The sequence below is a fragment of the Cupriavidus sp. genome (genome assembly GCF_057315035.1).
Genome location: NZ_DBHKYV010000007.1, coordinates 94909 through 115869, shown reverse-complemented (window position 1 = coordinate 115869; position 20961 = coordinate 94909). Strand labels below are relative to the sequence as shown.

Here is a 20961-nt window from a genome sequence, read left to right as displayed (position 1 = left end):
TGACAACTACAGAGGAAGAATCCAGATGTACGACAAACCTGACGCTTCGCGCCGCAAGGCACTGAAATTCCTGGCTGGCGCGCCGATGCTGCCGCTTGGCCTGGCTTCCACGTCGCTGTTGGCCGGTTGCGGTGGCGATGATGCGCCGGCGTCGACAACCCCCAGCACTACGCCGGGCGCTACCCCGACCTTTGCCTCGGCCGAGTTCACGCCGATGGCGGCACCGTCGCTGAGCAACCCTGCAGCAATGGCCACCACGTCGGTCGGTTCGAGCCTCAAGGTCAGCTTCAGCGACGGCAGCAGCCAGACCTACAAGCTGGCCTACCAGCCGTTCTTCATCACTGGCGACCTGGTGCCCAATGGCAACGGTGGCACGATCCTGGCCGGCGGCTACTACGACATCAACAACCAGCCGATCGTCGACAAATCGGTGGCCGGCAAGGAACGCCAGTTCTTCTCCGATTCGCCGGACGGCACGTCGCTGCTGAAGATCGACGGTGCCAAGGTCGCCGGTGCGAAGGGCAACACGGTGTTTGCCGTGGTGCAGTTCGAATACACCACGTATGACCAGGCCAAGGTATCGATGTACGGCAAGCTGCCGTCGCCGATTGCCATTCTGACGCTGGACCAGGACCCCGCCACGGGCAAGCTGTCGCTGGTGAAGTACCACAACGTGGATACGTCTGGCGCGAATGGCCTGTGGATTACCTGCGGGGCGAGCCTGTCGCCGTGGAACACCCACCTGTCGAGCGAGGAGTACGAGCCGGATGCATTCACCCCGGCCGCCACGCAGTACACCGAATTTGCCAAGAACCTGTACGGCACCACGTCGATTGCGTTCAACCCGTACCTGTACGGCCATCTGCCGGAAGTCACGGTGAATGCCGACGGCACCGGCTCGATCAAGAAGCATTACTGCCTGGGTCGGATCTCGCATGAACTGGTACAGGTGATGCCGGACAACCGCACGGTGTTGATGGGCGACGATGCCACCAACAGCGGACTGTTCATGTTCGTGGCGGACAAGGAGAAAGACTTGTCGGCCGGTACGCTCTACGTTGCCAAGGTCGGCACGGGCTTCTCGATCGACCCGAGCGCCGCCGGCGCCGACCTGACCTGGGTCAAGCTTGGTCATGCCACCAGCGCACAGGTAGAAGCCTGGGCCAAGTCGCACGTGATTGCCGACATCATGGACGTGCGGACTACCGACCCGGCACTCGACGCCATTCCCGATACGACGTTCAGCAAGATCATGCTCAGCGGCAAGGCTCAGTGGATCAAGGTCAAGGCCGGCAAGGAACTGGTTGCCGCGTTCCTGGAAACGCACCGCTATGCGTTTGTGGCTGGCGGCAGCATGGGCTTTACCAAGATGGAAGGCACGACCGTCAATATCAAGGACAAGATTGCCTACTCCGCGCTGCAGAACATCGTCGATTCGATGGTCACGGGCAACACCGCCAAGGGCTGGAACGCCGAAAGCAATATCGGCGTGCCTGCCGCGCTCAACGCCGGTGGCGTGATGCAGCACCAACTGTCTGGCGGACAGAAGGACACCACTGGCGCGGCAATCAACAGCGAATGGGTGCCGGTGCATACCAAGGCGCTGATCGTCGGCAAGGATATTGCCGCCGATGCACTGGGCAATACCGCCGATCCCGAAACGATCGCCAACCCGGATAACCTGAAGTTCTCGGAAAAGCTGCGCACGCTGTTCATTGGCGAAGACAGCGGCCAGCACACCAACAACTTCCTGTGGGCCTACAACATCGACACGAAGAAGTTGTCGCGCCTGATGTCGGTGCCGGCCGGCGGCGAGTCGACGGGCCTGCATGCCGTGGACGAGATCAATGGCTGGACCTACATCATGAGCAATTTCCAGCACGCGGGCGACGGTATCAAGGCCGCGGTCAAGGCCACGGTCGAGCCGCTGGTGTATGCCAACTACAAGGATGGTTACGGTGCGGCCGTGGGTTACCTGACCGCTGATGCGACGAGCCTGAAGATCGGCAAGTAATACGGCAGGATGGGTCGGAGCGCCGTGGGCTTGAAGGTCCACGGCGCTTTTTCATTGGCCGCTCAGAACGCCTCGTTGATCTGGAAATAGACCCCCTTGGTATTGCTGCCCACGCCAACGTCGAAGCGCACGTTGACGCGTGGTTTGAACTCGAAGCGATAGCCAATGCCCGCGTTGGGTAGCCAGTGTGCAGAGGTCAGCGCGCCGGGATTGCTGGCAATGGCGCCCGTGCCGAGCCAGAACACCATGCCCTGGCGGCCAACGATATGCCAGCGGTATTCAACCTGCGCGGTCAGCACGGCCTTGTCGCGGTACTGGCCCATGAAGTAGCCGCGCATGCGCCGGTTGTCGCCAAGCTTTGACATCATGCTCCATGGCACATCGCCCCAATTGAACTTTCCATAGAGATCGAAAGCCAGTACGTCGCGGTCGCGCATGCGAAAGTACTTGTCATAGGTAACTTCCAGTGTCTCGAAGTCGGTTTCGCTGCCTAGTCCGCGACGGTAGACTGTGCCGTTGAGCAGGAAGGCCTGGCCCCGATACGGGTTTGGCAGGAAGTCACGGGTATCGTAGGAGAAATGCGCGGTCAGGCCACTACTGATCACGTGCGTGCCATGCGGATCAGTGGCCAGCGCACTACTGGCGCCGCGTTCGAGTTGCGCCGCGTCGTCGTACTCGAAGTCATAGCCACCTCCAATATAGATGTTGGGCCGTACACGCACCATGACGCGGGGCTGGAATACGACGCCGCGTCGGGTATAGCCTTCCTTGTTGGCGTCGTTGATGGCGTTGTCATAGCCGATTCCCCAGTATGACGTCGGCATATTGATCAGCGCGCCGGTGAAGACGAAGCGGTAGCTGTCGTCAGCAAAAAACGTGTTGTTGTCCACGCCGATGCCCACTGCACCGCTGGTGGTAAGAAACCCATGCAGCGTCAACGTGGACAACTGCGTGTCCTGCTCCGCGTTCTTCGGCTTGTAGAGACCGATGGCAGCGGCTCCCACGCCAAGTCCCATTTCAGGGTTGTAGAACGGCCCCGGCAACACGCCCCAGTCGATGCCGTGGCTGAGGTCGACTTCCTTCGATGCGCCCAGTTTGTTGAGTATCTTGTCGATCCAGCCCGTATGCTCGGCCTCCGTGGCCTGGGCCAGGGCGCCGCTGGCCCACGCGGCGCTGGCGGCGAGCATGAAAGCGAGGATGGGGGTGGCTGGGCGCATGGGTGTCAGAACCGCAGGAACCCGGTAGCGATGACATTGCTGCGGTTGTAGCCGTAGCCGATTTCCAGTAGCACGCCGACGCTGCGGTTAATGGTCCAGTTGGCGCCGAACGATCCGCTCCAGTAGCCGGTCACATGCTCGCCAATCTGGTAGTTCAGGCGCGCGGTCTGTCCGTCGGTGTCGGGTAATGGCACGTCGAAATGGCCGGTAATGGTGGCACGCGTGCGGAAATATGTGGCGCCCACATAAGGGGTCAGCAGCCCCAGCCCGTGACCAAGCCGGATGTTCCATCCCACGCGCGGACCGATGTTGATCGACTTGACGGGCGTGTCCGACATGGAGATGTCCGATACCGTGTAGGTGACCGGCAGTGCGAAGAACAATTGCTTGTAGGTGCCAACCAGCGTGAAGCCGCCGCCGTAGGTATGGCCGCTGTAGTTGGCTTGCTGGGTTGGCAGTTTGATTGGCTTGCCGCATTCGGCGCGCGGGCGGCGTCCGCCGCAGCCGATGTTGATACCGAAGAACCGCTCCAGATCGGTCAGCGACGAGAAATTGATATTGATCGAGCCGCTGCCCTGGACACTGCCGACGATGCCGTACACGTTCATGAACGGAAACAACCACCCGCCCACTTGCACCTGGTTCGACACGTTATGAATGCGCGATTGCTGGAACTGGACGAAATCTGCCGCGCGCAATGGGTTATTGCCCGCGGAAACCTGCAGGCCGCTCAACTGGTAACGCTGGTAGCCGTTGAAATATGAGTACCCGATGTCGTAGGGGTTGGGCAGGTTGTAGCCCTTGTCGATCACGCGCTGCGCAAAGAATGGCAGCGCGCGGTCCCATTGCGCGGGTTCGGCCGGCGGGGTGTCCGGTGTGCCAACCGGGCCAACAATGCCCCGATACGGGCCCGACTGGCTATCGGGTGACATCGTGGCGGCGGCAGCGCCGCCTCCGCCGCCCGCGGTCCATGCCTGGGCGCCGGTCGGCGCGGTTGCCAGGGCCACCAGCGCCAGGCTGGCCAGCCAGCGGCCGACAAGGCTGCGTGTTGAGCCGGCGGTTGCTGACATGACGCGTCTTCTCCTCGGGTCGCTCCGGAATCCCGATCTTGCGTGAAAGTCGCTATGCGCCGAAGTGAATGTTTTCGTCCGATGACTTATGAAAAACCGATTCGGACTGGACCGTCGGCGGAGTATCCTTGCGCAATTGCCAACTCACGGTTGTGAATCAACCGCAGGATCCATGGACAGGGCGCGTGTCTTGACGTTGTTTCTTGGCGTGGTACGGGCGAAGAGCTTTGCACGGGCTGCTGCCGAGGCCGGGGTTACGCCGCAGGCCGTCAGCAAGGCGGTACGTACGCTCGAGGAAGACCTGGGCGTGCGGTTGCTGCACCGGACTACACGCAAGTTGAGCCTGACCAACGAAGGGATGCGGCTGTTCGAACTGGCCGACCCCGGATTGCGGCAACTCGATGAAGCCCTTGCGCAGGTGCGCAGTGCAAAAAGCGAGGATGACGGCGTGATTCGCCTGACCGCACCGCTGTCGGTTGGCACATATGTATTGGTGCCGCTGATGAAGGCGTTTCGCGACGCGCATCCAGGCATCACGTTCGACCTGGTGCTAAGCGACCTGTTCACGGATCTGGTTGAGGCGCGTATTGATGTGGGTTTCCGTGCAGGTACCAGCCCCGGCCAGAACCTGGTGGCACGGCGCCTGTGCGATTTGCCGCTCGTGATTTGCGCGGCGCCATCCTATCTGAAACGTCATGGCGAGCCCACCACGCTGGACGAGTTGCTGACGCACGCGTGCACCGGCTTCCGAAGACCGGCCACTGGACGCATGGTGCCATGGGAACTCAACGTGGATGGCGACCTGGTGTTCCAGGACGTGCCAGCCGTGGCGACATTCAACGATGTGCAGACTGAAATCGCGGCCGTGCGTGCCGGCATGGGTATTGGCCAGCTATCGACCTACCTGGTGCGCGATGATCTGGCCGCCGGGAGTCTGGTGCCAATCCTGCCGCAGTTCGACAGCAATAACGTCGGACTCTATATGTACTACCCTCACCGCACACATATACCGGTGCGCGTGCGCAGGTTTATCGATTTCGTAGCGGAAGCAGGGCGAGTGGCGGATTTGACAACCGGCTAGCGCCCTGTTTCAACACTACGATCCAAAGCGGACAATCAGCTCGTATGGATCGGTGCCAGGGCGGCACGCGGCGCGCTGGCTGCGGTGCTGTTCGCGGTGTTGCAGTCGGCGGCCTTGACCTGCTGACGCTGGTGCGCATTGGCTCGCGCTCGCTCGATGACAGTGAAGTCGGGGCCGGCGATGGCCGAAAGCGAGGCAAGGAGGGAGGCTGCGCCACAGAGGGCGAGTAGGGCGGACTTCATCATGCTGCGCGGGAAACCTCGGACTTCAGTCCGGGGATGGATAGCGCGGCGTGCGCGGCACGCCCTTCTCCCGCTTCTCCTCTGTTAGGGCTATCTTTGGGGCGAAAGTGGTAGCCATATCCGTCTGCCCGCTGCACCAGCGAACAACGGCTATGGCTGATTCCCTGCACGACGCCATCGGCGTTTGGATGTTGAACGAGCCTGATGCGCGCACGGCCACGTTTGAGAAGAAGGCGTGCCTGCTTCTCGCTGCGCGGCATCAACGGCCTGCCGTGCTTGTCCAACACCAAGACTGCCATGGAAGCTTCTCCTGAATAGGTGCCCTTACGGGCCTGGTTACGCGCCCCTTGCGGGGCGTCTCCCTTCGGCAATGTTGCGAACCGGCGATCTGCCCTGATCCGTTTCGTGCTTACCCTGTCGCTTGTCTGCAATCGGGGCTTCGAGAGGTAGGGACTAAGGAAGCATCCCTACGTCGGTCTTGTACCTATTCGCAACGTAGCGGGTTGGCTACCGCTTTGCCTGGTCAACCCGAGCTTTCCAGTTGCCTTGCAAGCTCCGGCCTATAGGCCGGGGTAGTTGACCGAAGACTCCGGTGGGTGGGGGAAACCGTTGACTGCGATGATCCGCTTTTCCAGCCATAGCGTCCAAGACCGGTTTGTTATGCGGTGGATAGGCTGGGCCAATAGTTGGAAGTTGCCCGCTTTGTGTGGCGTCGGGACAAGTTCTAGATGAATCCCTTCATCGAGAGAATCACCCAGACGAACCATACCGCCATGATGCCCATGACGATACAGCCCGCATTGCAGAGCGACGCGATGTAGAGTTCCGGCGTGCTGACGCGATATCGTAGCCACGTGGTCAGGTTGTGCATGACGCCTCCTAGTGCGTGAAAAAACCAAAGTGAACGACTGAGTAAAGGAATGCCGCGATCGCCATTACTCCAAGCGAGCACGACATTAATCGGAAATGGCTGACCCATGAGACACCCCGCGGCCGCTCATGCGGCGTCAGGAAGACTGCGCCGCCTGCCGCGAACACGCTTGCGACTACTAGCGTGGCAACCAGGGCGCTAAGCAGGTAGTGATGAAAATCGAAGTTCATGACTGCGCCCGTGGCGGCCGCTTCACCGAGCTCGTACAAGCCAGAGATGCAGACGCCAATGGCTGCCCAGCAAAGCTGCCCGTCCTTGAAGACATTAACCACGGACAGCTTTGCCGCCGAGAGGGGAATCGGAAGGATGCGCATGCAGAGCACTGCGATCAGTGGTGCTAACGCCGGCAATAAGACCGTGATGAAGAACCATCCCACAACGCCCCCTTCCACTTGACTGGATTCAATGGCGTCGAGTCTAAGCAGGGCTACCCGCGGATGGCTAGTAAACTTGTGTGTCCGATAAAGGCTGTTTGATCCAACTGCGAAAGCGCATGCCCGCACATAAAATTTTTGTGTCGATCACGCGTCTGATCAAGCGTCGATCACGCGACGCGCGAAGCGTTCCAGGTAGTCCATCAGCAGTTCGGCCCCGCGAGCAGCGTCGGCTTCGTTGCCGCTTGCAATGGCTTCGGCCATTGCATGATGAGCCTGGGCGCCCTCGGTGATTTCGCCTTCATGCTGGTACGCATACCAGAAGCGCCGGCACTGTACGATCAGCGGAATGACAGCCTTGACGGCCGACCGGTTGCGGCACGCTGCGTGGTTGACATGGTCGAGCGCCTGGTCGGCCGCCATATATTCGTCGAGGTTGCCGCGCTGGGCCGCCTTGACCATCTTCTGCGCGCACGTGATCAGCGCCTTGCGCTGTACCTCGGTGGCACGCCGCGCTGCATTGGCGGCGATCAGGCGTTCCAGTGCGCGGCGCGTGGCAATCACGTCGAGATGATCCATGACATCGATGGTCGACACCATGAGACCGCGGCGCGGCTGCTGCACGATCAGTCCGATCGACACCATGCGCATCAGTGCCTCGCGCACCGGGGTGCGGCCAAGTTCGGTCATCTCGGCGAGCTCGGCTTCGACCACGGGACTGCCGGGCGCGATCTCCAGCTTGGAGATCATCGTCTCGATCTTGTCGTAGGCCACATCGGCGGCGCGCCGCTTGGCGTTCTCGGGGGCGACGCGCCCTGCAGCGTTCTGGGTCTTGGAAAGGATAGGCATCTCGAAGGAAGTGGCAGCGTGGCTCGCGCCTGACAACCGGGTCAACACGCCGCCCATGGGGTTCCATGGGGCGGCGTCACGCATTATGCCGCAGCCTGTGAACGGCACCTCATGCCGGAACTGTCAGAGCGTGGCGCCGATCTTGCGCAGTTCGGGAATTGCCGGCGCCTTGGCGGCCCACATGTCGTCGAACTTCCTTATCACCGGTTGCGGGTCGTAGTTCGAAACACTCTTGAAGTTCACCGATGATTGCTTGAGCTTGTCGATCAGGCCGGCTTCCGTGGTGACGATGTCGTTGCTTTGCGCGATCAGCGCCTGGTTGACCAGCGCACGCAGCAGGTCCTTGTCCTTGGCGTCCAGGCCCTGCCAGATGCGACCGGAAACCAGTGGGGCAAACGGCATAAACAACGCATTCATCGGCAGCAGCGATTTCGAGATCTTGTCGTAGCGCTGGTTCCAGGACAGCTCGATATCGGCCTCGAGGCCGTCGACCTGGCCGTTGGTCATGGCATCGAATACCGCGGGGGTGGGAATTGGCGTGGGCGCGGCGCCTAGCATCGAATAAAAGTCGCGATAGACCGGAGTCGGGTTGATCCGCAGCTTCATGCCCTTGAGATCATCGGGCGAATTGATGTCCTTGGTGGCGAACACCACGCGCATGCCGGTGATGCCCCAGCCCAGCCCGATGGTGCCGGTTTCGCGAGGCAAGGCGTCCAGCAGTTTGAGCGCGGCAGGTGTGCGCACCAGCTTTGCCACGCTGCTGGTGGAGCGCACCAGGTACGGCGCGTTGATGGCGGCCACGGTCGAGACGCGCGAGCCAAGTTCGGCGGCCTGGATCCAGCCCATGTCGAGCGCGCCCGACTGGAGCTGCTGCATCATTGCCGATTCATTGCCAAGCTGGCCCGAGTGGAACACGGTGACGCTGAGCCGCCCGTCGGTCTCCTTCTTCAGCGCTTCGCCAAAGGCTACCGCGGCGCGGTTCCACGAATGGCCGGCCGGCGTGATCAGGCCAAGGCGGAACTCCTTGGTGGTGGCTGCACGCGTGGTGGACGTGATCACCAGTGGCGCGGCCACGGTGGCCAGCGCGGTGGTCTTGATGAAGCGACGACGAGTAAATTGCGACATGACGGCTCCTGTGCTTTCGGGTGGATGACGATGAAGCGGATAACGTGACGAGGAAGGAATGGAGTCTTAGTTCAGTAGCCCGATCGACAGGCTTGGAAACAGCGATAGCAGCACCAGCCCGACGCAGCTGATCAGGAAGAACGGCATGGTGACCATGAACATCTTGCCGGGTTTGGCGCCGGTCACCGCCGAGGCGACGAAGAAGCTCAGGCCCACTGGCGGAGACATCAGGCCAAGCACCAGGTTGATCACGATCACCACGCCGAAATGGCGTGGATCGATGTGATAGACCTCGGTGGCCACTGGCAGCAGGATCGGCACCGTCATGATCAGTCCCGGGATGCCGTCGATCACGGTGCCGATGATCAGCAGGATCACGTTGGCCAGCAGCAGGAAAGCGATCGGGCTGTGCGCCACGGTCTGGATCCAGGTGGCCACCATCTGCGGGATCTTGCCGTAGATCAGCAACCACGAGAACACCGCCGCCGCGGCCACCAGGAACAGCACGATCGCCGAGTAGATGGCGGAGCGCAGCAGTATGGCCGGCAGCGTGCGCAGATCGAATTCCTTCGTCACAAAGCGTCCGACCAGCGCGGCAGCCAGGGCGCCCACGGCGGCGGCTTCGGTGGGATTGGCGATGCCGGCCAGAATCGAACCGACGATCACGATCGGGATCAGCAGCGTAGGGCTTGCCTGGAATACGGTCAGCGCGCGCTCGCGCAGCGACTTGCGCTCGCTGCGAGGGTAGTCGTAGAACAGCCCCATGATGGCGATGATGATGAAGAACAGTATCGTCAGCAGCACGCCTGGCAGGATGCCGGCAATCAGCATGTCGCCGACCGCGACCTGCGCCAGCACGCTATACACCACGAACATCACAGAGGGCGGGATGATGGGGCCGAGCATGCCGCCGTAGACGGTCAGCCCTGCCGCAAAGGTCTTGTCGTACCCTTGCTTCTCCATCTCTGGCACCATGACCTGCGCCATGATGGCCACCTGTGCGGTAGCCGATCCGATGATCGACGACACCAGCATGTTGGCAAGGATGTTGACGTAGGCCAGGCCGCCCTTGACCGAGCCGATGAATGCCATCGACAGGTCGACGAGCCGCCGCGTGATGCCGCCGCTGTTCATGATTTCGCCGATCAGGATGAACAGCGGAATCGCAATCAGGCCATAGCTGTCGACGCCGGCGAACATCTGTGTCGGGAAGGACTGCAGCAGCACTGTGTCGCCGGTGCTGAAGATGAACGCCAGTCCGGAAAGGCAGAGGCAGATGCCGATGGGTACGCCGACCAGCATCACGGCGCAGAAGAAGAGCGTGGTCACCATGTCAGTTCACCGTTTCGGAATTGCCGACCTGGAACTCGGGGAAGGTACGGCGTGGCGACAGTTCGAGGTCCTCGAGCAGGTTGGCCAGCGCGTGAAGGCTCAGCGTGAACGAGAACAGAGGCATGATCAGTTGAAGCACCCACATCGGCCATTCCAGCGTCTGCGTGTGTTCGGTGTAGAGGAAATTGAAGGACTCGGCCGCGTATTCCTTCGCATCGAAACCATGGCGCACGATGCCGACGGGATCCATCCACAGCCAGCACATCGCGATCATCGCCAGGCCGAATGCCAGCACGCCGGCAGTGGAAATGACCTTGGCCGCCTTGGCGGCTTTCGGGCTCAGGTGTTCGGTAAGCAGGCCGACCGCGAAGTCCAGGCGCAACCGCGTCATGATCGACGCACCGACGAAGGTAAGCCACACCACCGAGTAGACCGAAGCTTCGTCTACCCAGTAGAGCGGCAGGCCCGTATAGCGCGTGACCACGTTCAGCAGGATCAGCAATACCAGCAGCGTCATCAGGCCGCCGAGGCAAAGGCGCTCGATGGCCAGCACGCCATCCGAAACACGGAGCACCCATCGCACCGGCCGCGCAACGGGCACGGGATCGGGCGCCGTGTCGGGCGTCCGGTCGCGCGCATCGGCTGCCGTGATGGAAGAAAGATCGGACATTGCTGAAAGGCTCCTGTTCGGTGTGGAATCGGCACTGGCTCGAGCAAGTTGGGTGCCAGTGGCGCGGTGTTGCGGCGCGCCACCGGTACGGGCACAGCGGGCTGGTCAGGCCACCGACTGATATTGCGCGGGCCGTGTGGCCAGGGCCTGGCGCACGACCTTTTCGACAAACGCGCGCTCTTCGCCAATGAGCGGCAGGCGGGGACGGCGCATGTGTTCGCTGCCCACGCCAACGAGCGTGTCGATCAGCTTGAGGTTCTGCACGAGCTTGTTCGATACGTCGAGATGGAGCATCGGCGTCATCCACTGATAGAGCTTGAGGGCCTCGGCGAAATTGCCTGCCTTCATCAGCTCGAACAACGCCACGGTCTCGCGCGGGAACGCGCAGCCCACCCCGGCGAGCAGGCCATCGCAGCCCAGTGCCAGGCCTTCATATGCAAGGTCGTCGACGCCCATGAAGATCTGGTAGCGGTCGCCGAGCGTATTGCGCAGGTCTGTCACGCGACGGATATCGCCAGTGCTTTCCTTGATGGCGGCGAGCCATTTGCAGTCGGCCAGTTCGGCCATGTGCTCTGGCTTGAGGTCGACGCGATAGGCGACCGGGTTGTTGTAGACCATGACTGGCTTCTGGGCAGCGTCGGCCATGGCGCGCACGTTCTGCATGGCTTCGCGCGCATCGGCCACGTAGATCACCGACGGCATCACCATGAAGCCGGCCACGCCAAGCTTGTTGGCACCGTCGATATAGCGCAGCGCGTCGCGCGTGCTGGTCTCGGACACATTGGCCAGCACCGGGATACGTCCGTCGGCGGCTTCGAGCGCGATACGCGCGACATCGAGCTTTTCTTCAAGGCTCAGTGTGCTGGCCTCGCCGAGCGAACCGCAGGTAACCAGGCCGTGGATGCCATTGCGGATCTGGAAATCGATGTGACGAATGGTGCCTTCCGCATCGATGCGCTCGTCGGCATGGAACTTGGTGGTGACGGCCGGAAAAATGCCAGTCCAGCGGGGATTGCTCATGAGAACTCCTCGGTTGGGAAACGTAGAATCCGGTGCCGGACGGTCCGGCACAGTGCTGCAGATATTCTGTAAATATATTAAGGATATCTTTGGAAGATAATCCAGCAAGATCGATGCCAGTGGAAACCCGCATTGGCGGGCGACCGGAAATCGGCCTGGGGTGGGGGATTGGAGGTGGATCAGGGGGGGCGTCCGTTTTCCCGGTGAGCGGAAGCGGGGCATGGCGTGCACCACTGACGGGTTAGCTGCACCGAAATGCGAGAGGCGCGCGGGAGGTGCCGCCGCTCTTCCGTGGGCTGACTGCGGAGCCGCGTAACGCCCAGGTCTGGCACTCGCCAACGGAACTTGCCGCCCTTCGCAGGGTCCATTGTTGCGTTCGGTTACAATGCTGTACCGCAGCAATCGCTCGTCGAGCGTTGCCAGGTTTTCGTCCGCAAGCCTTTCATCCCGTTATCGCGCCCTCCACCTTGATACGTCTGGTCCTGTTCCTGTTGACTGCCTTGTGCCTGTCGACGCTGTCCCTTGCGGCAGCGGCGAATGTGCGTGCGGCTGCTCCGCAGGTCGAGAACGTCCAGATGGCGGAAGCGCCGGACTATGCGGTCATGGCCGTGGGCGACGATTTGTCGCAGATCGTCCTGCCGGGCGATCCGGACTATGGCGCCGACGACGTTGCCGACGATGGTCCGCCGCCGGGCTATTGCAATATCTGGTCGGCCGACCTGCTCGATCCGCTCGATCTGTTCGATGCGGTCGACGAGACCAGCGCACTGTTCGTGCTCCCTACATTCGAACTCGGCCAATCCGTGGAGGATCTGGTCCAGGTGCCCACGGCACGCAGCATGTTCGAGTCTGAAGGCCTGTTCCGGCCGCCCAATCTCCGCGCCTGATTCTCCAGGCCCCCGTCCGGACTAGACGTCCCGGCGGGGCGCTTTCCCTGCCTTCGCGCCCCCGAATGCCCGCGACATGCGTGTCGCGGCCCGTGCCTTGCCGTCCGCTCCCGGTTTCATTGCCGGCATGCGCGCGGCGCGGCTGTCGTGGGGCGTCGGGCAGCCGTACCGCTTGATTCTTTCCGACATGAAGACCAACACAACGTTGACTTGGGTCGCGTCGCTGTCGCTCGTGACGGCGCCGGCCTGGGCCGCGCAACCCGTGCCGGCCAGTGCCACTGCGTCCGCAGCCCAGCCGGGCACAGTTGCGCCCCCCGCGCTGAAGCTCGCCGCCAAGGCCATGCCGCGGGCTACTACACCCGCAGCCGAGACCTTCGAACTGACCCAGTTGCTGGAACTCGCACAATCGACCAACAAGGGTGTAGACGCCGCGCAGGCTAATGTCGATGCCGCCAGCGCAGCCATCAACACCGCCCGCGCTTACCCGAACCCGCAGGTAGAGGTGATGTATGGCCGCCTGTCGGGCAAGCAGCCCGGTGTGGCGAGCGGCAATGCGCCGTCCTATGCGTTCGTCCAGAAGTTCGACTACCCGAACCAGCGCAATCTGCGCGAGAAAATGGCCGGCCGTGGCCTGGAAGCTTCGGAAGCCCAGCGCCAGACCTTCCGCGCCGAACTGGCCGCACGTGTCAAGACCGCCTATTTCCAGGTGTTGCGCCGCGAGACCGAACTGGCCGCAGCGCGCGAAGACCTGCAACTGACGCGCCAGATCCAGGAACGCGCGAAGGTACGCGTGGACGTGGGCGAAGCGCCGCGCTATGAACTGATCAAGGCCGATACCGAACTGCTGGCCGCGCAAAAGACACTGCAGACCACCGAATTGCGCGTCGAGCAGTCCAAGGCTTCGCTGCGCCAGCAAGTGGGTGGCGCCATGCCGGCGCGATACGCGCTGACCGGTAGCCTGGCCAATTCGCCAGACGTGCCGAACCTGGCGATCTTGCGTGATGCCATGCAGGCCAACAACGCGGAATTGAACCAGCGGCGCAGTGAACTGGAACGCGCCCGCCTTGGTGTGGATTACCAGCGTTCGCTGCGTTGGCCCGAAGTGTCGGTGCGCGCCAGCACCGATCGCCAGCCGGACAACAATGTCTCGCAGATCGGTCTGGTGATGACCATTCCGCTGTGGGACCGCCGTAGCGGCCCGGTGGGTGAAGCCACTGCACAGGCCACGCAGGCGCGCACCGCGCTGGAGGCCCGCGAGTTCGAACTGACACAGGAACTCGATACGGCATACCAACAATACGAGATCACGCAGGCCCAGGTCACGGCGCTGGAGTCGGGCATCGTGCGCGAGGCCGAATCGGCGCTGGGCGTGGCGGAAGCCGCCTACCGTTTCGGCGAGCGCGGCATTCTCGACTATCTCGACGCGCAGCGCGTGTTGCGCAATGCGCGCAGTGAACTGATCAACGCGCAGTACGAAATGCAGCTTGCCGCCATCCAGATTGAAAAGCTCATGTCGGCCACGCCAGGCTCCCATGCCGGTGTCGCGCCTTCCATGCCCGTTTCCCCGAATCTGAACTGAATATGCGTCCCTCCAATTCCCTGCTTTCCATTGCAGCCGCGGTCGTCCTGGTGATGTCGCTGGCTGGCTGCTCAAAAGAACCCGAAGCCGTGGCCGAGGCGCCGGCGTTGCCACCGGGCATCGTCAAGCCTGAAGAAAACCTGCAGAAAACACTCAAGGTCACGGCCGTGACCACGTCTCCGTTCAGCGAGATGCTGCGCGTGGCAGGTCGGATCGATTTCGATGAACAGCGTGTATCGCGCATCGGCGCCAGTGTCACGGGTCGCGTGACCGATCTCTATGCAATCCTGGGCCAGGAAGTGAAGGCAGGGCAGGTGCTGGCCCGCCTGCACAGCAGTGAACTCGGCGCCGCGCAAATGGCATTCCTGAAAGCCGAAGCGCAGAACGAACTGCAGGCACGCAATGCAGAACGCGCGCGCCAGCTGTTTGCGGCCGATGTGATCGGCCGTGCCGAACTGCAGCGCCGCCAGAGCGAGTATGCGATTGCGGCGGCCGAAATGCGCGCCTATCGCGATCAGTTGCGTGTGCTCGGCATGTCGGTAGCGGCGGTGTCGGCGTTGGCGAAGAACGGCAGTATCGATTCATACTCGCCGGTGTTCTCGAGCATCAGTGGCACGGTGGTCGAACGTAACGTAGCGCAGGGCCAGGTAGTTCAGCCTGCCGATGCGCTCTACACGGTGGCCGACCTGTCGCGCGTGTGGGTCGTGGCGGAAGTGCCCGAACAACAGGCCGCGCAGGTGGCGGAAGGGCAAAACGTCGATATCGAAGTACCTTCGCTGGTCAACAGCAACGGCCGCATCACGGGCAAGCTCATCTACGTGGGCCGTACGGTCAATCCGCAATCGCGCACGGTGCTGGTTCGTACCGAGCTGGAGAACAAGGAGGGACGCCTGAAGCCCGCCATGCTGGCCAGCATGCTGATTGCAGGCAAGCCAATCGATACCCTCGTGGTGCCAGGCTCGGCCGTGGTACGCGATGGCAACGACGAGCAGGTCTATGTGGAAACCGCGCCGGGCCAGTACCGCCTGACCAAGGTGAAGCTGGGATCGGAGAGCGATGGCATGCGCGTGGTGCAGGGTGGCATCAAGTCTGGCGACCGCGTGGTCGTGGAGGGCGCGTTCCACCTCGACAACGAGCGCAAACGCCTGGAACAGGGGTAAGCCGCCATGATTACATCGCTTGTGGAAGCCGCTATCAAGCAGCGGCTGGTGGTGTGCGTGATTGCGGTGGTGCTGTTCTTCTTTGGCCTGCGCGCCGCCGGCAAGCTGTCGGTGGATGCATTCCCGGATGTGACCAACGTCCAGGTGCAGATCGCCACGGAAGCCACCGGACGCTCGCCCGAGGAAGTGGAGCGCTTCGTCACCGTACCAATCGAAATGTCGATGACCGGCTTGCCCGGACTCGAGGAGATGCGCTCGCTGAACAAGGCCGGCCTGTCGCTGATCACGCTCGTGTTCACCGACAAGACCGACGTCTACTTTGCGCGGCAGCTCGTCATGGAGCGGCTGATCGAAGTGACGGGCCGCATGCCGGAAGGCGTGTCACCGGTGCTCGGACCCGTATCGACCGGGCTGGGCGAGGTGTACCAGTACACGCTGGATCGCACCGACGACGGTGACCGCGAACTGACGCAGGAGGAACTGGCCGAGCGCCGCATTGCGCAGGACTGGGTGGTACGCCCGTTGTTGCGCTCGATTCCGGGCGTGGCGGAGATCAACTCACAGGGCGGCTATGTGCGGCAATACCAGGCACTGGTGAACCCGGAGCGGATGCGCCACTACGAGGTCAATATCCAGCAGGTCTACCAGGCACTGGCGCGTAACAACGCCAACTCGGGCGGCGGCGTGCTGCCGCACTATGCCGAGCAGTACCTGATTCGCGGCGTGGGTCTGGCCAAGGGCGTCGACGATATTGGCAGCATCGTGCTCAAGGAAATCAACGGCACGCCGGTCTACCTGCGCGATGTGGCGCAGGTGACGATTGGCCACGAGGTCAGGCAGGGTGCCGTCGTCAAGAACGGCAAGACCGAGGCCGTGGGCGGCATCGTGATGATGATGCGCGGCGGCAACGCCAAGGAAGTGGTGAGCCGCGTCAAGGCGCGCGTGGCCGAGATCAATGACAAGGGCATGATCCCGGGCGGCCTGCAGATCGTGCCGTACTACGACCGCAGCGAACTGGTGGATGCTGCGCTGTGGACCGTCACCAAGGTGTTGCTCGAAGGCGTGGTGCTGGTGGTGATCGTGCTTTTCCTGTTCCTGGGTGACGTGCGTTCGTCGGTGATCGTGCTGGCTACGCTGGTGCTGACGCCACTGCTGACGTTTATCGTGATGAACAGGATGGGGCTGTCGGCCAACCTGATGTCGCTGGGGGGGCTGGCCATCGCCATTGGCCTGATGGTGGACGGCTCGGTGGTGGTCGTGGAAAACGCGTTCGAGCGGTTGGGCCACGCCGAGAAGTCCGGCCTGACCCGCACCGAGGTGCTGGTCAAGGCGGTGCAGGAAGTGGCCACGCCGGTGATTGTGGGCGTGGGCATCATCATCCTGGTGTTCCTGCCGCTGATGACGCTGCAGGGCATGGAAGGCAAGATGTTTGCGCCGCTGGCCATCACCATTTCGATCGCGCTGGCCATCTCGCTGCTGCTGTCGCTGACGCTGTCACCGGTGCTGTCGGCGTATCTGCTCAAGGGCGGTGCCGAGCATGACACACGCGTGATTGCTTTCATGAAGCGCCACTACCTGCGCATGCTGCACTGGGCGCTGCTCAACAGCAAGAAGACGGTGCTCGGGGCGGTGGGCATGTTCGTTGCCACGGTCCTGATCGTGCCATTGCTTGGCACATCGTTCATTCCCGAGATGAAGGAAGGCTCGATCGTGCCGGCGCTGGACCGCGTGCCGAACATCTCGCTGGAAGAGTCGATCAAGCTCGAGCGTCAGGCTAACCAGCTGGTGCTCGAAGTGCCCGGTGTGAAGTCGGTGGTGTCAGGCGTGGGGCGTGGCGAAAGCCCGGCCGACCCGCAGGGCCAGAATGAATCGACGCCAATCGCCAGCCTGAAGGACCGTGACGAGTGGCCTGACGGATGGACTCAGGACGATATCGCCAACGCGATTCGCGAGAAGCTCAAGGCCATTCCTGGCGTGCAGATCGTGATGGCACAGCCGATCTCGGACCGCGTGGACGAAATGGTCAGCGGCGTGCGTTCGGATATTGCCGTCAAGATCTTCGGCGACGACCTCGACCGTCTGCGCGAACTGGCCGGTGAGATCGCACGGGTGGCCGGAGGTATCAAAGGCTCGCAGGACATCCGTATCGAACGGATCTCGGGCCAGCAGTACCTGTCGATCGAGATCGACCGCCAGGCAATTGCGCGTTATGGGCTGAACGTATCGGACATCCACGACATCATCGAGATCGCCATCGGCGGCAAGCGTGCCACGGACATCTTCGAAGGCGAGCGTCGCTTTGCGGCGGCGGTGCGTCTGCCCGAGGAGTTCCGCAGCAACGTGCAGGCCATCCGCAATCTGCTGGTGCAGGCGCCTGACGGCGTGCAGGTACCGCTGCAGAGCGTGGCGAAGATCGAGGTCAGCGATGGTCCCGCGCAGATCAGCCGCGAGATGGGCAAGCGCCGCGTGGTGGTGATGATCAACGTGAAGGATCGCGACCTGGGCGGCTTCGTGGCCGAGCTGCAGTCCGCGACCGAAGCCAAGGTCAAGCTGCCGGAGGGCTACTACTACGAGTGGGGCGGCCAGTTCCAGAACATGGAACGTGCAATGGGCCACCTGAAGCTGATCGTGCCGATCACGATTGCCGCGATCTTTTTCCTGCTGTTCCTGCTGTTCAACTCGTTGCGCTTTGCCACGCTGATCATTACGGTGCTGCCGTTTGCATCGATCGGCGGCATTATCGGGCTGTTTGTCACTGGCGAGTACCTGTCGGTGCCAGCGTCTGTGGGTTTTATCGCGCTGTGGGGCATGGCAGTGCTGAACGGGGTGGTGCTCGTGTCGTATATCCGCACGTTGCGCGAATCGGGCATGTCACTGCGCAATGCGGTGGTGCGCGGCGCCACGCAGCGGTTCCGTCCGGTGATGATGACCGCGACCATCGCGATGCTGGGCCTGGTACCGTTCCTGTTCTCGTCGGGCCCGGGTTCCGAGGTGCAGCGTCCGCTGGCCGTGGTGGTGATTGGCGGCCTGATCACGTCGACGCTGCTGACGTTGGTCATGGTGCCAACGCTGTACCGCTGGTTCGACGACCGCAAGCCTGAAGCGCGCGATATGTCGGTGTAAGGACACAGCCGCAGTACAATGGCAACCGGCCGGCATGCAGTACGCATGCCGGCCGTTCTTTTTGGAGTCAATACACCGTGACAACGCGTACGCGCAGCAAGCTGGCAATGTCGATCGCATTTGTGACTTCCGTGGCGTTGCCGATGATCGCGTCGGCAGCAGCTTCCGCCCCGGGCCCGGATGCGTCGGTCAACGTTGAACTCGGCCAGCGCGGTGGCAAGCCCGAAGCGCCCGAGGCGCCGTTTGCCTGCATGGAGGCGGTCAAGGCCAGGATGCCTAATCCGGGCCAGTTCCGCTGGTTGCAAAGCACCACGCGCCGCGTGGCCGAGGACGTCTACAGCGTGGTGGGCAGTATCGAGTTCGTCAGCCAGGCTGGCGAGGCGCGCAAGGGCGAGGCCCAATGCGACGTGATGCGCGCGCCGGGCAACCAGTTCATCGTTCCCAAAGTCAGGCTGCCTCAGTAACTGTTGCAGTGAAGCGGGGACGGTGTAGCGGGCGTGGCCGCCCGCTGTCGCTGCAACATTAAATTCCTGTCATCTTGCGAGTTAAATGTGGACATCGGCCAGATCGTTTCCTAACCTTTTGTGTACGCTGTACACAACCGGGTATGGCGGTCTGTTGCAACCCGAATGGAGACTATTCGCATGAAGATCGAACCTACCAGCGAACATCGCTGGCTGCACAAACTGGTTGGCAAATGGGTGGCGGAAGGCGAGGCCCAGATGGGGCCTGATGCTGCACCCGAGAAGTGGAAGATTCCCGAGCAATTCAGCCTGGTTGGCGATGTCTGGGTGCAAAGCCGCTCCGAGGGGGAGTTTCCCGGATGCGGTCAGTCCACCACGGTCATGACGCTTGGCTACGATCCCGCCCGCAAGCATTTCGTCGGGACCTTCATCGGCTCGATGATGACGCATATGTGGATCTACGAAGGCGATCTCGAAGCCGATGGCCGCACGCTCACGCTGCGCGCGGATGGCCCGGCCTTCACGCCCGATGGCAATGTCGTGGCCGGCAAGATGGCCAGGTACCGCGATGTCATTGCGTTCCAGGATGACGACAACCGCACGCTGACGTCCTTCATGCAGGCCGATAACGGCGAATGGACGCAGATCATGCAGGCGCGGTATCGCCGCGAGAAATAGCAGTCCGCGGATTGGTTTGACTACCCGTTATATACGGGACTATATTGCGATGCGATACCCGCCACCGGCGCGGGTCCGCCTTCGCCTGTTGTCCCAAGATGAACCGTTCGCTGCTGATGCTGGATGCTTTTGCCGCCCACCCCGGAGACCCTGTTACCCGGGCTCTGGCCGGCGTGCTGGAAACCGCCTGCGCGGGACGCCTGCCGCGTTTCGCGCAGTGGTTGGGGTTGCCGCCGGCGGAATTCCGCCGCATGCTCGACCACCATTTTCCGGGTGCCGCGGCGGCCGGATGGGAGCCCGATGTACCACCTCAGGATCCTGAAGCCTTGCCGTGTGAGTTTCCGGATCTGGTGGAAATGCTTGAAGACGGTCATACGCCGGGCCAGTACGGCCCCGACGTGCACTGGGCCGCGCATGCACTGGCGTCGGGGTGTTTCGGTCATACGCATTTATGGCAGGACATGGGGCTGTCGGGACGCGACGATGTGTCCACCTTGCTCCAGCAGGTGTTCGCGCCGGTGTTCGCGGCCAATACCACTGACATGAAATGGAAGAAGTTCTTCTATCACCGCGTCTGCGAGCGGTTGGACATCCATCCTTGTCCGGAGCCGTCGTGCGAGGGATGTGATCACTTTGCGTCGTGCCACGGCGCCGAATCGGTCGTGGCATTGCCGCAGGGGATGCTGCTGCGGTCTTCCTGAGCCGTCAGCAGTGTCAGGCGCGATCCAGTTCGCTGCTTTGCCACCAGGCTTCCAGCAGCGGCTGGAAGCGGTCGTCGGGGGCGGGCGGGACGCGTGAGCTCTTGCGGGCCGCCGGCAGTTGCCGTCCGGTCAGCTGGTAGAAGACGGCCGCCGGCGGGGTGCCCGGACCGTACGGTACATGATCGATCACGCTCATCTGCCGCGCGGCTTTCAGGGCACGCGTGGTTTCCTCGGCGGACAGGCCGCACGCGTCGGCCAGCGCGTCACGGCGCACCGGGCCGTGGCGTAGTAACCCCTCGATCAGCAGATGCACGCATTCGCGCGTATTCCGTTTCATGCTGCGCATTGTTCCGCACTGCCTGACACTTCACAATGTCACTTGACAGTTGTTTGCAATCTGTCGCTCCAATCCGTGGCAGGCGCGCAAATTTCCAATGAAAAGCG

21 protein-coding genes are annotated in these 20961 nt (G+C 62.3%); 9 read left to right on the top strand and 12 right to left on the bottom strand.

The window, feature by feature from the left end; translation table 11 throughout:
• Positions 1-25: 25 nt before the first annotated feature.
• Positions 26-2014 carry a PhoX family protein gene (locus ACO550_RS12660; RefSeq protein ID WP_315592016.1) on the top strand — a complete coding sequence of 663 codons (1989 nt, stop codon included), beginning with the start codon at positions 26-28 and terminating at the stop codon, positions 2012-2014.
• Between the two features lie 62 nt (positions 2015-2076).
• On the opposite strand, the gene ACO550_RS12655 is transcribed toward ACO550_RS12660, so the two are convergent.
• Complete coding sequence (locus tag ACO550_RS12655) at positions 2077-3231, bottom strand: BamA/TamA family outer membrane protein (protein ID WP_315592017.1); 1155 nt, start codon at positions 3229-3231, stop codon at positions 2077-2079.
• Between the two features lie 5 nt (positions 3232-3236).
• Entirely contained in the window at positions 3237-4301 is a 1065-nt protein-coding gene (locus ACO550_RS12650; RefSeq protein WP_315592018.1) for a hypothetical protein, read from the bottom strand.
• Between the two features lie 172 nt (positions 4302-4473).
• On the opposite strand from ACO550_RS12650, the gene ACO550_RS12645 reads away from it, so the two are divergent.
• Entirely contained in the window at positions 4474-5382 is a 909-nt protein-coding gene (locus ACO550_RS12645) for a LysR substrate-binding domain-containing protein (protein WP_315592019.1), read from the top strand.
• A gap of 35 nt (positions 5383-5417) precedes the next feature.
• Here ACO550_RS12645 and ACO550_RS12640 read toward each other — a convergent pair whose 3' ends face one another.
• The 9 genes from ACO550_RS12640 to ACO550_RS12600 form a co-directional block, all read right to left on the bottom strand.
• The gene (locus tag ACO550_RS12640; RefSeq protein WP_315592020.1) at positions 5418-5627 is read right to left on the bottom strand and encodes a hypothetical protein; all 210 of its coding nucleotides are present in this window, start codon (positions 5625-5627) and stop codon (positions 5418-5420) included.
• Positions 5624-5923 (bottom strand): RRXRR domain-containing protein, encoded by a 300-nt coding sequence (locus ACO550_RS12635; RefSeq protein ID WP_315592021.1) that lies wholly within the window; start codon positions 5921-5923, stop codon positions 5624-5626. The genes ACO550_RS12640 and ACO550_RS12635 overlap by 4 nt, the downstream gene beginning before the upstream one ends.
• Positions 5924-6348: 425 nt before the next feature.
• Positions 6349-6495 (bottom strand): hypothetical protein, encoded by a 147-nt coding sequence (locus tag ACO550_RS12630; RefSeq protein WP_315592022.1) that lies wholly within the window; start codon positions 6493-6495, stop codon positions 6349-6351.
• A gap of 8 nt (positions 6496-6503) precedes the next feature.
• Complete coding sequence (locus ACO550_RS12625) at positions 6504-6869, bottom strand: hypothetical protein (protein ID WP_315592023.1); 366 nt, start codon at positions 6867-6869, stop codon at positions 6504-6506.
• A 219-nt stretch (positions 6870-7088) separates the two neighbouring features.
• Complete coding sequence (locus tag ACO550_RS12620; RefSeq protein WP_315592112.1) at positions 7089-7778, bottom strand: FCD domain-containing protein; 690 nt, start codon at positions 7776-7778, stop codon at positions 7089-7091.
• Positions 7779-7901: 123 nt separating this feature from the next.
• Complete coding sequence (locus ACO550_RS12615) at positions 7902-8903, bottom strand: TRAP transporter substrate-binding protein DctP (protein ID WP_315592024.1); 1002 nt, start codon at positions 8901-8903, stop codon at positions 7902-7904.
• Positions 8904-8969: 66 nt separating this feature from the next.
• Positions 8970-10235 carry a TRAP transporter large permease subunit gene (locus ACO550_RS12610; protein ID WP_315592025.1) on the bottom strand — a complete coding sequence of 422 codons (1266 nt, stop codon included), beginning with the start codon at positions 10233-10235 and terminating at the stop codon, positions 8970-8972.
• Position 10236: 1 nt separating this feature from the next.
• Positions 10237-10905: a TRAP transporter small permease gene (locus ACO550_RS12605; RefSeq protein ID WP_485994864.1), complete on the bottom strand. Its 669-nt coding sequence runs from the start codon at positions 10903-10905 to the stop codon at positions 10237-10239.
• Between the two features lie 105 nt (positions 10906-11010).
• Positions 11011-11925: a dihydrodipicolinate synthase family protein gene (locus ACO550_RS12600; RefSeq protein WP_315592026.1), complete on the bottom strand. Its 915-nt coding sequence runs from the start codon at positions 11923-11925 to the stop codon at positions 11011-11013.
• A 467-nt stretch (positions 11926-12392) separates the two neighbouring features.
• Here ACO550_RS12600 and ACO550_RS12595 point away from each other — a divergent pair, with 467 nt between their 5' ends.
• The 7 genes from ACO550_RS12595 to ACO550_RS12565 all read left to right on the top strand — a co-directional run bounded on the left by ACO550_RS12595 (position 12393) and on the right by ACO550_RS12565 (position 20517).
• Positions 12393-12812 carry an auxiliary protein of the heavy metal cation-transporting efflux system HmyCBA gene (locus ACO550_RS12595; protein ID WP_315592027.1) on the top strand — a complete coding sequence of 140 codons (420 nt, stop codon included), beginning with the start codon at positions 12393-12395 and terminating at the stop codon, positions 12810-12812.
• A 187-nt stretch (positions 12813-12999) separates the two neighbouring features.
• Positions 13000-14391 (top strand): TolC family protein, encoded by a 1392-nt coding sequence (locus ACO550_RS12590; protein ID WP_315592114.1) that lies wholly within the window; start codon positions 13000-13002, stop codon positions 14389-14391.
• 2 nt (positions 14392-14393) lie between these two features.
• Positions 14394-15551: an efflux RND transporter periplasmic adaptor subunit gene (locus ACO550_RS12585; RefSeq protein WP_315592028.1), complete on the top strand. Its 1158-nt coding sequence runs from the start codon at positions 14394-14396 to the stop codon at positions 15549-15551.
• Positions 15552-15557: 6 nt separating this feature from the next.
• Positions 15558-18674 (top strand): CusA/CzcA family heavy metal efflux RND transporter, encoded by a 3117-nt coding sequence (locus ACO550_RS12580; RefSeq protein WP_315592029.1) that lies wholly within the window; start codon positions 15558-15560, stop codon positions 18672-18674.
• A 77-nt stretch (positions 18675-18751) separates the two neighbouring features.
• A complete protein-coding gene (locus ACO550_RS12575) occupies positions 18752-19138 on the top strand; it encodes a DUF2880 domain-containing protein (protein WP_315592030.1) in 387 nt (128 codons plus the stop codon).
• A gap of 180 nt (positions 19139-19318) precedes the next feature.
• A complete protein-coding gene (locus ACO550_RS12570; protein WP_315592031.1) occupies positions 19319-19816 on the top strand; it encodes a DUF1579 family protein in 498 nt (165 codons plus the stop codon).
• A gap of 98 nt (positions 19817-19914) precedes the next feature.
• Positions 19915-20517, top strand: a complete 603-nt coding sequence (locus tag ACO550_RS12565; RefSeq protein ID WP_315592032.1) for a nitrogen fixation protein NifQ — start codon at positions 19915-19917, stop codon at positions 20515-20517.
• Between the two features lie 13 nt (positions 20518-20530).
• Here the strand turns inward: ACO550_RS12565 and ACO550_RS12560 are convergent, their stop codons facing one another.
• Complete coding sequence (locus tag ACO550_RS12560; RefSeq protein WP_315592033.1) at positions 20531-20854, bottom strand: hypothetical protein; 324 nt, start codon at positions 20852-20854, stop codon at positions 20531-20533.
• Positions 20855-20961: the final 107 nt, after the last annotated feature.

Coding starts and splice junctions, on each gene's coding strand:
- ACO550_RS12660 (WP_315592016.1), top strand. CDS start 26: ATGTACGACAAACCTGACGCTTCGCGCCGCAAGGCACTGAAATTCCTG.
- ACO550_RS12655 (WP_315592017.1), bottom strand. CDS start 3,231: ATGCGCCCAGCCACCCCCATCCTCGCTTTCATGCTCGCCGCCAGCGCC.
- ACO550_RS12650 (WP_315592018.1), bottom strand. CDS start 4,301: ATGTCAGCAACCGCCGGCTCAACACGCAGCCTTGTCGGCCGCTGGCTG.
- ACO550_RS12645 (WP_315592019.1), top strand. CDS start 4,474: ATGGACAGGGCGCGTGTCTTGACGTTGTTTCTTGGCGTGGTACGGGCG.
- ACO550_RS12640 (WP_315592020.1), bottom strand. CDS start 5,627: ATGATGAAGTCCGCCCTACTCGCCCTCTGTGGCGCAGCCTCCCTCCTT.
- ACO550_RS12635 (WP_315592021.1), bottom strand. CDS start 5,923: ATGGCAGTCTTGGTGTTGGACAAGCACGGCAGGCCGTTGATGCCGCGC.
- ACO550_RS12630 (WP_315592022.1), bottom strand. CDS start 6,495: ATGCACAACCTGACCACGTGGCTACGATATCGCGTCAGCACGCCGGAA.
- ACO550_RS12625 (WP_315592023.1), bottom strand. CDS start 6,869: ATGCGCATCCTTCCGATTCCCCTCTCGGCGGCAAAGCTGTCCGTGGTT.
- ACO550_RS12620 (WP_315592112.1), bottom strand. CDS start 7,778: ATGCCTATCCTTTCCAAGACCCAGAACGCTGCAGGGCGCGTCGCCCCC.
- ACO550_RS12615 (WP_315592024.1), bottom strand. CDS start 8,903: ATGTCGCAATTTACTCGTCGTCGCTTCATCAAGACCACCGCGCTGGCC.
- ACO550_RS12610 (WP_315592025.1), bottom strand. CDS start 10,235: ATGGTGACCACGCTCTTCTTCTGCGCCGTGATGCTGGTCGGCGTACCC.
- ACO550_RS12605 (WP_485994864.1), bottom strand. CDS start 10,905: ATGTCCGATCTTTCTTCCATCACGGCAGCCGATGCGCGCGACCGGACG.
- ACO550_RS12600 (WP_315592026.1), bottom strand. CDS start 11,925: ATGAGCAATCCCCGCTGGACTGGCATTTTTCCGGCCGTCACCACCAAG.
- ACO550_RS12590 (WP_315592114.1), top strand. CDS start 13,000: ATGAAGACCAACACAACGTTGACTTGGGTCGCGTCGCTGTCGCTCGTG.
- ACO550_RS12585 (WP_315592028.1), top strand. CDS start 14,394: ATGCGTCCCTCCAATTCCCTGCTTTCCATTGCAGCCGCGGTCGTCCTG.
- ACO550_RS12580 (WP_315592029.1), top strand. CDS start 15,558: ATGATTACATCGCTTGTGGAAGCCGCTATCAAGCAGCGGCTGGTGGTG.
- ACO550_RS12570 (WP_315592031.1), top strand. CDS start 19,319: ATGAAGATCGAACCTACCAGCGAACATCGCTGGCTGCACAAACTGGTT.
- ACO550_RS12565 (WP_315592032.1), top strand. CDS start 19,915: ATGAACCGTTCGCTGCTGATGCTGGATGCTTTTGCCGCCCACCCCGGA.
- ACO550_RS12560 (WP_315592033.1), bottom strand. CDS start 20,854: ATGAAACGGAATACGCGCGAATGCGTGCATCTGCTGATCGAGGGGTTA.